Below are 12,589 nucleotides of genomic sequence, written 5' to 3' on the forward strand. Positions count from 1 at the left end.
TATGGCAAAACAAACAGTAAGCAAAAGAACCAAACAAACCCTAGCCGGTTTTGTGGTGGCAACGGCCCTAGCTATTGGGGGTTATTATTTTAATCAACCGACGGTTAAAGAAGCGACAGATCAGGTTGTTTCGGTGGTGACTAGTAGCCAACAAGAAACACCTAGTAAAGAGTTAGCTAGCTCTGTACTAACGAAATCTGCCCGTTCACAATTAGGAAATGACTTGGAATGGAATGGTGCTGGAGCATTTGTAGTTAAGGGAAATCGAACAGATCTGGATGCCAGTGTGGCTAGTCAACCCTATGCCGATAACAAGACAAAAGAAGTCAATGGAAAGACTGTGCCGACGGTTGCCAATGCCATCATGACTAAGGCGACTCGCCAGTACAGAGATCGGGATGCAACAGGTAGTGGCCTAACCGATTGGAAACCAGCAGGTTGGCATCAGGTCCATCATCTGTCAGGCGAGTATGACCATGCTGTGGATCGGGGCCACCTATTGGGCTATGCCTTGATCGGTAATCTCAAAGGTTTCGATGCTTCGACTAGCAATCCCAAAAATATCGCTGTGCAAACGGCTTGGTCCAATCAAGCCAATGAACCTCATTCCACCGGTCAAAACTACTACGAGACCCTGGTTCGAAAAGCACTGGATAAGAACAAGAGGATCCGCTATCGAGTAACCTTGATCTACAACCAACCAGAAGATTTGATTCCGTTAGGTTCTCATATCGAAGCCAAATCGAGTGATGGGACCCTTGAGTTCAATGTCTTTGTTCCCAATGTTCAAAGTGGGATTAGCCTGGATTACCAGACAGGAAAAGTAACCGTTCATCAATAAGCCAGAAAGCATGGCTATTTAAGTTTTTTTTAAGAATGGGGTGTTACAATTGCATACCTTCTTTAAGAGAAAGGAGAATGTATGGGAACCATTTTTCGATTTTTCAGAGGAATCCTTCGCATGGCTTGGAGTCTTTTTTGGGGATTTTTCTGGACCATTGCGATCAGTTTTCTCGTCCTAGTGGGGATCATCTATTTCACAGATTCTCCTAGTTCTGGTATGGATGGATTTGGACGAGCTGCCCAAAAGGTTGTCTATCAAGTCGGCAATTTATTTGGTGATCAGGGCTTTGCATCGCGCTTTGGGATGACACCTAGCTCACAGACCACGCAGACGGACAATCATGAGCATAGTGGCGCTCGCTGGGAAAAAGCGGAAGCCACGGTCTATTTGGATCCCAATATCAATCAAACCTTTATAAAAGCTTATCGGGATGCCATTGAGGCTTGGAACCAAACAGGTGCCTTTACTTTCAAGCTGGTCACAAATGAAAAAGAAGCCAATGTGGTCTTGACCGAGATGGACAACGCATCCGTTTCTGCAGCAGGAGAGACTGCCTCTCAAACTAACCTCTTAACCAATCGGTTCACCCACATCACAGTTCGCCTCAATCGCCATTATCTGTTAAATTATGTCTATAACTATAGTTATGATCGGATTGTCAATACAGCAGAGCATGAGTTAGGCCATGCGATTGGGTTGGACCACACAGATGGAGAATCGGTCATGCAACCAGCTGGCTCTTTCTACAGTATCCAGGATTCAGATGTAGAAGCAGTCCGGCAATTATACAAGGAAGAATGAGTTTTAAAATACTTGCTAAAAGTTCTGGGCCTCAAGGGGCTCGGGATTTTTTTGATGCTTCGTCTTCCCTTGTTTAATCCGTAAAAAGATAGTAAAATAGGGACATGATTATTTTACAAGCCAACAAAATTGAACGCTCTTTTGCAGGGGAGGTTCTTTTTGATAATATCAGCCTGCAAGTGGATGAACGGGACCGAATTGCCCTGGTTGGAAAGAACGGAGCCGGCAAATCCACGCTCTTGAAAATCTTGGTCGGAGAAGAAGAGCCGACTTCTGGGGAAATCAATAAAAAACGGGACCTTTCCCTCTCATATCTGGCCCAAGATAGCCGCTTTGAGTCGTCCAATACCATCTACGATGAAATGCTCCATGTCTTTGACGATCTTCGTAAGACGGAGAAAACTTTACGACAGATGGAGCTGGAGATGGGTGAAAAAACAGGGGCTGACTTGGACAAACTCATGCTGGATTATGACCGTTTATCGGAAGAATTTCGTCAAGCTGGTGGCTTCACCTATGAGGCAGATATCCGCGCCATTTTAAACGGCTTCAAGTTTGATGAGTCCATGTGGCAGATGAAGATTGAGGAGCTGTCTGGTGGGCAAAATACACGTCTGGCTCTGGCCAAGATGCTCTTGGAAAAGCCAAATCTCTTGGTACTGGACGAGCCAACCAACCACTTGGATATTGAGACCATTGCCTGGTTGGAAAATTACTTGGTCAATTATAGCGGGGCCCTTCTCATTGTCAGCCACGACCGGTATTTCTTAGACAAGGTCGCAACCATTACACTGGACTTGACCAAGCATTCTTTGGACCGCTATGTCGGCAATTACTCCAGCTTTGTCGAGCAAAAAGAGCAAAAATTGTTGACCGAAGCCAAGAACTACGAGAAGCAACAAAAAGAAATAGCTGCGCTTGAAGACTTTGTTAATCGAAATTTGGTGCGGGCGTCGACCACCAAACGGGCCCAGTCTCGGCGCAAGCAGTTGGAAAAAATGGAGCGCCTAGACAAGCCGGAAGCTGGGACTAAGTCTGCTCATATGCCCTTCCATTCTGATAAGACATCGGGAAATGTCGTCTTAACAGTAGAAGAGGCAGCTGTCGGTTATGACGATCAAATCCTGTCAGAGCCCATCAATCTGGATATCCGCAAGATGAATGCGGTCGCTATTGTAGGACCAAATGGAATCGGGAAATCTACTCTTATCAAGTCCATCGTCGGGCAGATTCCTTTTATCAAGGGGGAAGCTCGCTTTGGGGCTAATGTCGAGGTGGGCTACTATGACCAGACTCAGAGTAAGCTAACCCCTCACAACAGTGTCTTGGATGAGCTCTGGAATGATTTTAAATTGACGCCAGAAGTGGAGATCCGCAATCGCCTAGGAGCCTTTCTTTTCTCTGGGGATGATGTCAAGAAAACTGTCGGCATGCTGTCAGGTGGAGAGCGGGCGCGTCTGCTCTTGGCCAAGCTGTCCATGGAAAACAACAATTTCTTGATTCTCGATGAACCGACCAACCACTTGGACATCGATAGCAAGGAAGTACTGGAAAATGCCTTGATTGATTTTGATGGGACCCTGCTCTTTGTCAGCCACGACCGCTACTTTATCAATCGGGTAGCGACCCAAGTCTTAGAACTCTCAGAAGAGGGCTCGACCCTTTATCTGGGAGACTATGATTATTATTTGGAGAAAAAAGCAGAGTTAGAGGCCCTTGCTGCAGCGCAAGCAGAAGCTGAGCCCGCTTCTTCAACGGAAGAAGTCACTAGCAATGACTATCACTTGCAAAAACAAAATCAAAAGGAACTCCGTAAAATCACCCGTCGCATTGAGCAATTGGAAGCAGAGATGGAAGAGCTAGATCAGAAAATCCAAGACATCACCGAAACCATGCATAGCACCAATGATGCAGCCGACTTAGTTCAACTCCAGAGTGACCTGGACCAACTGACTGTCCAGCAGGAAGCGGTCATGGAAGAGTGGGCAGAACTGTCAGAGCAGGTGGAATAGATGGAAGATTTAGGCAAAGTTTTTCGTGAATTTCGAATCAGTAAAAATTATTCGTTAAAAGAAGCTGCAGGAGAAGCCTGCTCGACCTCCCAGTTATCCCGCTTTGAATTGGGGGAGTCGGATCTGGCTACGTCGCGCTTCTTTGAAATTTTGGACAATATCCATGTGACGATTGAGAATTTTATGGATAAGGCTAGGAATTTTCAACACCATGAGCATGTCGCCTTGATGGCTCAGATTATTCCGCTTTACTATGCAAATGATATTGCTGGTTTTCAAAGGCTTCAAGGAGAACAACTGGAAAAGGCTACAAGTTCGACCAATCCCCTCTATTTTGAATTGAACTGGATTTTGTTACAAGGGCTGATTTGCCAGAGAGATGCCAGCTACACGATGAAGCAACGTGATCTGGAAAAGGTGGCGGATTATCTCTTTCAAACGGAAGAATGGACCATGTATGAGTTGATCCTTTTTGGCAATCTTTATAGCTTTTATGATGTGGATTATGTCACTCGGCTTGGTAGAGAAGTGATGGAGCGGGAAGATTTCTACAAGGAAATTGGTCGCCATCGAAAACTGGTCTTGATTCTAGCTCTGAATTGTTACCAGCATTGTTTAGAACACCGTTCTTTTGAAAGTGCTAGTTATTTTGAAGCCTCTGTGGAAAAGATTATCGGCAAGAGCATCAAACTCTACGAGCGCAATGTCTTTCATTACCTCAAGGGATTTGCCCTCTATCAGAAGGGGCAAACAGAAGAAGGGAGTCAGCAAATGCAAGAGGCTATGCATATTTTTGATGTGCTAGGTCTTCCAGAGCAGGTAGCTTACTATCAAGAACACTTTGATAAATTTGTAATAGATGAATGTTCCTAAATAGGAGAGAGATAAAGGAGATTTTATGAACCGACATGCAGTCCAATTAATTAGTCGTGGAGCGATTACCAAAATTGGAAATATGCTCTATGATTATGGGAATAGTGTCTGGCTGGCCTCAATGGGGACTATAGGAAAGACGGTATTAGGAATCTATCAGATTTCTGAGTTAGTGACAGGGATCCTCGTGAATCCTTTTGGAGGGGTGATTTCAGACCGTTTTTCTCGTCGCAAGATTTTGATGACGACCGACTTGGTGTGTGGTCTCCTGTGTTTGGCGATTTCTTTTATCAGAAATGATCGTTGGATGATTGCGGCTCTGATTGTTGCCAATATTGTTCAGGCCATTGCCTTTGGTTTTTCTCGACCTGCCAATAAAGCCATTATTACAGAAGTTGTGGAGAAAGAAGAGATTGTAACCTATAATGCGCACTTGGAGCTGGTCTTACAAGTTGTTAGTGTCAGTTCTCCCGTGTTTTCTTTCCTAGTTCTACAATTTGCCAGTCTCCATGCGACCCTCTTACTAGATGCGCTGACCTTTTTCATTGCCTTTGTCCTAGTGGCATTCCTTCCGAAAGAAGTAGCAAAGGTTCAAGAAAAGAAACAGTTTACGGGGAAAGATGTTTTTTCTGATATCAAGGAGGGGTTAGACTATATCTGGCATCAGAAAGACATTTTCTTTCTCTTGTTGGTGGCTTCCGGTGTTAATTTCTTTTTTGCGGCTTTTGAGTTTTTACTTCCATTTTCCAATCGACTCTACGGGGGCAAGGGGGCTTATGCGACCATCTTAACCTTGGGGGCTATTGGATCTATTCTAGGAGCACTTGTTGCCAATAAAATGACATCAAGTATGAAAATTCTCCTGTTTTTACTGATTATGGCAGGTGTAGGAGTGTTCATGATGGGCTTGCCTCTTCCGACTTATCTTTCCTTTTCGGGAAATCTGGTCTGTGAATTTTTTGTGACCATTTTCGACATCCACGTTTTTACTCAAGTGCAAACCAAGGTGGAAGATGATTATCTGGGGAGAGTCTTGAGCACGATTTATACTTTGGCTGTTCTCTTTATGCCCATCGCCAAAGGTTTGATGACTTGGTTACCAAGTGTCCGAGTAGAATCCTTTCTCCTGATTGGAGCTGGAGTTATTCTCTTTTCACTCTTGGCACAAGTAGTCGCCAAGCAGCTTCAATCAAAAGAACAGTAGGCATCCTTTTATAAAATTGTAATTTATTAATTTTCCCAAATAAGGGACAAAATGAAAACCTCTTTCATGAACTGATACAATAGTTTCAGAAAATGAAGGAGGTTTTTTTATGAATCGACATGCAGTCCAATTAATTGCTCGTGGGGCGATCAATAGAATGGGAAATATGCTCTATGACTATGGGAATAGTGTCTGGCTGGCCTCAATGGGGACGGTTGGAAAGACGGTGTTGGGGATTTATCAAATTTCTGAACTTGTCACCTCCATTCTAGTCAATCCATTTGGAGGCGTGATCTCAGATCGTTTTTCCCGTCGCAAGATTTTGATGACGACCGACCTGGTGTGTGGACTCCTTTGTTTGGCGATTTCTTTTATCAGGAACGATCGTTGGATGATTGCAGCCCTGATTGTTGCCAATATTGTTCAGGCCATTGCCTTTGCATTTTCTCGTACAGCCAACAAAGCCATTATCACTGAGGTCGTAGAGAAGGACGAGATTGTGACCTATAATGCCCGCTTGGAGTTGGTCTTACAGGTTGTCGGTGTTAGCTCACCTGTATTCTCTTTCCTTGTTTTACAATTTGCCAGTCTCCATGCGACCCTCTTACTGGATGCGCTGACCTTTTTCATCGCCTTTGTCCTAGTGGCATTCCTTCCGAAAGAAGAAGCCAAAGTTCAAGAAAAGAAACGGTTCACAGGAAAAGATATTTTTTCGGATATCAAGGATGGATTGCACTATATCTGGCATCAGAAAGAAATTTTCTTTCTCCTCTTGGTGGCTTCCAGCGTCAATTTCTTTTTTGCAGCTTTTGAGTTTTTACTTCCCTTTTCGAACCGACTTTACGGGGTCAAGGGCGCTTATGCGACTATCTTAACCTTGGGGGCTATTGGCTCCATCATCGGAGCCTTGATTGCTAATAAATTTAAATCAAGCATGAAGATGCTTCTCTTCTTATTGATTTTAACAGGAGTAGGAGTCTTCATGATGGGCTTGCCCCTTCCTCACCTTCTATCCTTTTCTGGAAATTTAGTCTGTGAACTCTTTATGACGATTTTTAACATTCACTTTTTTACCCAAGTTCAAACCAAGGTAGAAGGAGACTATCTGGGCCGGGTCTTAAGCACCATTTTTACCTTGGCCATTCTCTTTATGCCTGTGGCTAAAGGCTTGATGACCTGGTTACCAAGCGTCCGAGTAGAATCCTTTCTCCTGATCGGAGCTGGTGTCATTCTCTTTTCACTCCTCGCTCAAGTAGTCGTCAAGAAATTACAAGCAAAAGAAGGTACATCAGCATGAAAAAAGCACCAATCGGTGCTTTTTAGTTGTTTTCTTTTTCTTCTGTCTTGATTTCTTTCTTTTCTTCTTCCAGTTGCTTTTGAGTGCTCTTGAGTTCTTTTTTTAGGGAGAAGCCCTTTGAAAAATTAACCAAGGTCATGACGAATGCACCCAAGAGGACACAGAGCAAGATCAGAATGATCAAGGGTAATTTAAATTGAATCAAGAGGAAATTCACGGTGACCGTTTGCATATTTGCAAGGGAAATACCAGCAATCAATAAGATGGAAAGTAATAAAGCAATGTAGTGTAGATTTTTTTTATTCATTGTCATCTCCTTATTGTTCAGTCGGAGCCTTGCTTTTCACATCAGCGTACTCTTCCGGCTGCTCTAGGCTTAGAATCTCCTCATAAGCCGGTAGGGAAAGGTCCTTGCCATATTTATTTTTTAGGGCAGTGCTCACTAGGCGATAGGCCAAATTGGCATTTCGGGACAAGATAGGACCGTGGAAGTAGCTGCCAAAGACGTTCTTATAATGAACCCCTTCGCACCCATCTTCTTTGTTGTTCCCATTTCCATAGACGACCTTACCCAGCGGTTTTTCATCCTCCGCTAAAAAGGTCCGACCTTGGTGGTTCTCAAAACCATAATAGGTTTCGTTAAATTCTTCGTTATGGATTTTGATATCACCGATATAGCGGTTGTTGACTTGGTTGAGCGTATAGTGGCCCATAATACCAAGTCCCTCAATACGTTTGCCAGAAGCTTCAATGTAGTATTGGCCTAGAAGCTGAAAGCCACCACAAATAGCCAGGACCACGCCATCGTCCTGAATGAAGCGTTCGAGGTCTTCTTTTTTATCTGGGAGGTCCTCAGATACAATGGTCTGCTCGTAGTCTTGTCCTCCGCCGAAAAAAGCGATATCGTAGGCATCAGGGTCGAAACGGTCTTTGAGAGAGACGATATCAACAGTGACATGGGCTCCAAGCTTTTCCGCAACGTACTTGAGCATGAGGATATTTCCATTGTCCCCATAGGTATTCATTAAATTGCCATAGAGATGGGCAATGCGCAGGCTGTAGGGATACTGTGTCTGATCAGAAGATTCTAGGGAAGTATAAGTCATTAGTGCATCTCCTTTTCAATCAGGTGTTCTTGGGCCAAGAGTTCACGAAATTCTAGCATGGCTGTATAGGTAGCTAAAATGTAAGCGTGAGGGGTTTCCTGTTGCTTGATGCGTTGGAAGACCTCTTTTAAATCAGCCATTTCTGTGATCTTTTCTGCAGGATAGCCAGTGACCCGAAGTCGTCGAGCAATCTCAGAGTGGCGCACTCCGCCAGCGTTGATCTCTGGAATGTCCATCTGGGTGATTTGCTCAAAGTCGGCATCCCAAATCCAGCTCGTATCGATTCCGTCTGCATAGTTGGCGTTGAGGAGAACCGATAAGCTGAAGGGATAAGGGGCTAGTTTGATCATTTCAATGGCTTGGGTCGCACCAACCGGATTTTTAATCAGGACCAAGGTACATTCTTTATCCCCAATCTTAAAGGTTTCCTGGCGACCAAAGACAGCGCGGCTGCGATCAAATCCTTGCTTGATGACTTCAGGTTGTACTCCAAAGAATCCAGCAACAGAGACAGCTGCTAAGGCATTGTAGATGTTGTAGAGACCACCGATATTGATGTGGTAATCTTGCCCTTGGATCCGGAAGTTGGAAGAGCGATGGGTTAAAGAGAGGAGGTCCGATACGGCATAGGTCAGAGGGGGCCGGTGGAAACCACAATGCTCACAGATATAATCTCCCAGGTTAGCATAGGTATTGAGCTTGTACTTGAGGATGTTGTGGCAATGCGGGCACAGGATTCCTTCGGTATTGTAATGGGCTAGTTGAGGCTCTGATTTTTCTGTATCAAATCCATAATATTGGATTGGATTGGACAAGGTCTGACTATTAAAGAGCGGACTATCTCCATTTAACAGAACCGTTGCAGTTGGGACCTTGTGAATGGCATCCAAAATCATTTGGTAGGTCGTATAGATCTCTCCATAGCGGTCCATCTGATCCCGGAAAATATTGGTGACCACAAAAAGGCTGGGCTGGATATAATCACAAATCCGAGAGAGGCTGGCCTCGTCAATTTCAAGTACCGCGATCGGTCGATTTGATTTCGAACGCTTAGCCCGTAAGAAGGTCGTTGTAATCCCAGAGATCATATTGGCCCCGCTTGGATTGGTTAAAATCGGTCCAAAAGCTTCTTGGAGAATACCTACGGTTAGCGCAGTGGTAAGGGTTTTTCCATTTGTCCCTGTAATCACAACAATCTCATAGTTTTTGGCCAGTTGACTGAGAATATCTTTATCAAATTTGAGGGCTACTTTACCTGGTAGGGTTGATCCCCGCCCCATCTTTTCTAGAATAGAGCCGGAAAGCTTTCCTGCCAGAAGGCCCAAGGTTGTATTTATCTTCATAAATCATATTTTATCATAAAAAGCATCAGAAGGTTACAGAAAAATCTGTTGAAACGTGTTATAATAAGATGATGTCTTTTAGAGAAGTGGTAGGTATGAGAATATGAATATTCAACAGTTTTCAAATCCACAATTTTGGACCAGTTTGTTCCCGAATTGGTGGAGTGTTATTATCAATATCATCGATATTGCCCTGGTGGCTTGGTTGTTGTATTTTTTGATCAAGGCCATCGTCGGGACCAAGATCATGATTTTGGTGCGTGGGGTCATTATCTTTTTCTTGGCTCAATTTTTAGCCAATTTTTTGGGTTTAACGACTATTTCTTGGCTGATCAATCAAGTGATTACCTATGGGGTTATTGCGCTGGTTGTGATTTTCTCCCCTGAAATTCGGATTGGCCTAGAGCGTCTAGGTCGGGCGACAGAATTTTTTACGACGAGTGAAGTCAGTCAGGAAGAGAAGATGGTTCAGGCCTATGTCAAGGCAGTAGCTTATATGAGCCCACGTAAGATTGGTGCCTTGGTAGCTATTCAAGGAGCCAGAACCCTTCAGGAATATATCTCCACAGGGATTCCTCTAGATGCAGAGATTTCAGGAGAATTGCTGATTAATATCTTCATTCCTAATACTCCTTTGCACGATGGAGCGGTCATTGTCCGCAATGATAAAATTGCCGTTTCTTGTGCTTACCTGCCCTTGACGGAAAATACCGGAATTTCAAAAGAGTTTGGAACGCGTCACCGCGCAGCCATTGGTTTATCTGAAGTTTCTGATGCCTTTACCTTCGTGGTATCAGAAGAAACGGGCGGGATCTCTGTGACCTATAATGGAACTTTCCGACACGATTTAACTTTAGAAGAGTTCGAGGCAGAATTGAGATCCTTCTTGGTTCCTGAAGAGACTAAAACGACTAGTTGGAAAGAGCGTCTATTTGGGAGGGTAACAAAATGAGATCGAAAAAAGAATTTCTTTATGTTTTAGCCTCCGTCTTATTGTCCTTTATCTTATTTATCAATGCGTCTTCCTTTAATTTTCAAAATAATAGTAGCGCTAGACAAGTGAGCTCAGAGACCTACACCAATACCTTGACCAATATTCCAATTGATGCCAAGTATAATGACAAGAAATATTTTGTCAGTGGATTGACATCCGAGGTAACAGTCTTTCTAAAGGGTTCAAACCGGGTCGCTCTAGCAAGCGAAATGCAGCCAGGAACGCGAAAATTTCGCGTGGTAGCGGATCTTCGTAAGGCCAAGGAAGGCACCGTCGAAGTACCGTTGATTGTAGAAGATCTTCCAGCCGGTTTGACCGCAACCGTTGAGCCTCAGAAAGTTTCTGTAAAAATCGGGAAGAAAGCGAAAAAATCGTTTGCGGTCAGGGCTACGATCCCGGACAATCAAATTGTGGATGGAATCACGGTATCGGATATTTCTCTTGAAACCACCAAGGTAGAAGTGACGAGCGATCAAGAAACCTTGAGTCGCATTGATCATGTCCAAGCGGTCTTCCCATCCAGTGAGATCATTAGTGGAAATTATAGCGGAACTATTTCCTTAAATGCAGTAGATGCCCAAGGAAATGTTCTACCAGGTCTGGTAAATCCGAGTGAAACACGGATTCAAGTGACCACAAAGAGTAGCTCGTCTACGTCAAGCTCAAGCAGTTCGTCGTCGACCTCCTCCAGTTCAAGTAATTAGAAAGTAAAAAAGGTAATGAAGAATGGGTAAATATTTTGGAACGGACGGTGTCCGTGGAGAAGCAAATGTAGAATTAACGCCAGAATTGGCTTTTAAACTAGGCCGTTTCGGTGGTTATGTGTTGAGCCAACATGAAGAACAAACACCTTTGGTGTTTGTTGGACGTGATACGCGTATTTCTGGTGAAATGCTGGAGCATGCTTTGATCGCTGGCCTCTTATCAGTTGGGATTCGCGTCTACAAGTTGGGTGTGATTGCAACGCCAGGTGTCGCTTATCTAGTTCGTACGGAAAAAGCCAGCGCCGGAGTGATGATTTCTGCTAGCCACAATCCAGCCTTGGACAATGGCATCAAATTCTTTGGTGGTGATGGCTTCAAATTGGATGATGATCGCGAACTTGAAATTGAAGCCTTGCTTGATGCTTCTGAAGATACCCTTCCACGTCCAAGTGCCCAAGGTTTAGGAACGGTCATGGAATATCCAGAAGGTTTGCGTAAGTATCAAGAATTCCTTGTATCGACAGGTGTCCAACTCGAGGGCATGCGCGTAGTCTTAGATACAGCAAATGGTGCAGCCTCTACTAGTGCCCGTCAAATCTTTGCAGATCTGGGAGCTCAATTGACCGTCATCGGTGAAAACCCAGATGGTTTGAACATCAATGATGGGGTTGGTTCTACTCACCCAGAGCATTTGCAAGAGAAAGTCAAAGAAGTAGGCGCAGCGATTGGTCTAGCCTTTGACGGAGACAGCGATCGCTTGATTGCAGTGGATGAAAATGGAGAGATCGTAGATGGAGATAAGATCATGTACATCATCGGTTCTTATCTTTCAAGCAAGGGCTTGCTCGAAAAAAATACGATCGTCACAACCGTCATGTCCAATCTCGGCTTCCACAAAGCATTAGATGCGAAGGGAATTCAAAAAGAAATCACAGCTGTTGGAGACCGTTATGTGGTCGAAGAAATGCGCAAGTCAGGATACAATCTTGGTGGTGAGCAATCCGGTCACGTAGTCATCATGGATTATAATACAACTGGTGATGGTCAATTAACAGGAGTTCAATTGACTAAAATCATGCAAGAAACCGGTAAGAAATTATCTGAATTGGCTGCTGAAGTAACCATTTATCCACAAAAACTGGTTAATATCCGGGTTGAAAATAGCATGAAAGACAAGGCGATGGAAGTGCCTGCTATTCGTGAAATCATTGAAAAAATGGAAGCGGAAATGGCAGGAAATGGACGTATTTTGGTACGTCCAAGTGGAACTGAACCCCTCCTTCGAGTGATGGCAGAAGCACCAACCCATGAAGAAGTGGACTACTATGTAGATACCATTGCTGCAGTTGTTCAAGCAGAAATCGGACTTTAACCTTGTAAAAAACATGGCTCGCAAATAGGCGAGCAGAGG

General features: G+C 44.1%; 12 protein-coding genes. 9 read left to right on the forward strand and 3 right to left on the reverse strand.

The features are described from left to right. Position 1 precedes the first annotated feature (1 nt). The 6 genes from H7T92_RS02525 (at position 2) to H7T92_RS02550 (ending at position 7,031) form a co-directional block, all read left to right on the forward strand. Positions 2 to 841, forward strand: a complete 840-nt coding sequence (locus H7T92_RS02525; RefSeq protein WP_201036919.1) for a DNA/RNA non-specific endonuclease — start codon at positions 2 to 4, stop codon at positions 839 to 841. An 81-nt stretch (positions 842 to 922) separates the two neighbouring features. Next, positions 923 to 1,645, forward strand: coding sequence for a M57 family metalloprotease (locus tag H7T92_RS02530; RefSeq protein ID WP_201036920.1), 723 nt, complete (start codon positions 923 to 925; stop codon positions 1,643 to 1,645). A gap of 104 nt (positions 1,646 to 1,749) precedes the next feature. After that, positions 1,750 to 3,657 (forward strand): ABC-F family ATP-binding cassette domain-containing protein, encoded by a 1,908-nt coding sequence (locus H7T92_RS02535; RefSeq protein ID WP_201036922.1) that lies wholly within the window; start codon positions 1,750 to 1,752, stop codon positions 3,655 to 3,657. Next, positions 3,658 to 4,530 carry an XRE/MutR family transcriptional regulator gene (locus H7T92_RS02540; RefSeq protein WP_201036924.1) on the forward strand — a complete coding sequence of 291 codons (873 nt, stop codon included), beginning with the start codon at positions 3,658 to 3,660 and terminating at the stop codon, positions 4,528 to 4,530. It begins immediately after the preceding gene. A gap of 25 nt (positions 4,531 to 4,555) precedes the next feature. After that, positions 4,556 to 5,734, forward strand: coding sequence for an MFS transporter (locus tag H7T92_RS02545; RefSeq protein ID WP_201036926.1), 1,179 nt, complete (start codon positions 4,556 to 4,558; stop codon positions 5,732 to 5,734). A gap of 109 nt (positions 5,735 to 5,843) precedes the next feature. After that, positions 5,844 to 7,031 carry an MFS transporter gene (locus H7T92_RS02550; RefSeq protein ID WP_201036928.1) on the forward strand — a complete coding sequence of 396 codons (1,188 nt, stop codon included), beginning with the start codon at positions 5,844 to 5,846 and terminating at the stop codon, positions 7,029 to 7,031. A gap of 22 nt (positions 7,032 to 7,053) precedes the next feature. Here H7T92_RS02550 and H7T92_RS02555 read toward each other — a convergent pair whose 3' ends face one another. The 3 genes from H7T92_RS02555 to murT are packed head-to-tail and all read right to left on the reverse strand — an operon-like array spanning position 7,054 to position 9,480. Continuing rightward, on the reverse strand, positions 7,054 to 7,338 hold the full coding sequence (locus H7T92_RS02555) for a LapA family protein (RefSeq protein WP_201036929.1): 285 nt from the start codon (positions 7,336 to 7,338) through the stop codon (positions 7,054 to 7,056). 10 nt (positions 7,339 to 7,348) lie between these two features. After that, complete coding sequence (gatD, locus tag H7T92_RS02560; RefSeq protein WP_201036931.1) at positions 7,349 to 8,137, reverse strand: lipid II isoglutaminyl synthase subunit GatD; 789 nt, start codon at positions 8,135 to 8,137, stop codon at positions 7,349 to 7,351. After that, a complete protein-coding gene (gene murT, locus H7T92_RS02565; RefSeq protein ID WP_201036933.1) occupies positions 8,137 to 9,480 on the reverse strand; it encodes a lipid II isoglutaminyl synthase subunit MurT in 1,344 nt (447 codons plus the stop codon). Before murT ends, gatD begins: the two co-directional genes overlap by 1 nt. 103 nt (positions 9,481 to 9,583) lie before the next feature. Here murT and cdaA point away from each other — a divergent pair, with 103 nt between their 5' ends. Genes cdaA through glmM form a run of 3 tightly spaced genes read left to right on the forward strand, consistent with a single transcriptional unit; the run spans position 9,584 to position 12,550 of the window. Continuing rightward, complete coding sequence (cdaA, locus tag H7T92_RS02570) at positions 9,584 to 10,432, forward strand: diadenylate cyclase CdaA (protein WP_201036934.1); 849 nt, start codon at positions 9,584 to 9,586, stop codon at positions 10,430 to 10,432. After that, positions 10,429 to 11,178 (forward strand): CdaR family protein, encoded by a 750-nt coding sequence (locus tag H7T92_RS02575; RefSeq protein WP_201036936.1) that lies wholly within the window; start codon positions 10,429 to 10,431, stop codon positions 11,176 to 11,178. Before cdaA ends, H7T92_RS02575 begins: the two co-directional genes overlap by 4 nt. A 22-nt stretch (positions 11,179 to 11,200) precedes the next feature. Next, the gene (glmM, locus tag H7T92_RS02580; RefSeq protein ID WP_201036938.1) at positions 11,201 to 12,550 is read left to right on the forward strand and encodes a phosphoglucosamine mutase; all 1,350 of its coding nucleotides are present in this window, start codon (positions 11,201 to 11,203) and stop codon (positions 12,548 to 12,550) included. Positions 12,551 to 12,589: the final 39 nt, after the last annotated feature.

The sequence above is a fragment of the Streptococcus parasanguinis genome, from assembly GCF_016648855.1.
Classification (GTDB): domain Bacteria; phylum Bacillota; class Bacilli; order Lactobacillales; family Streptococcaceae; genus Streptococcus; species Streptococcus parasanguinis_L.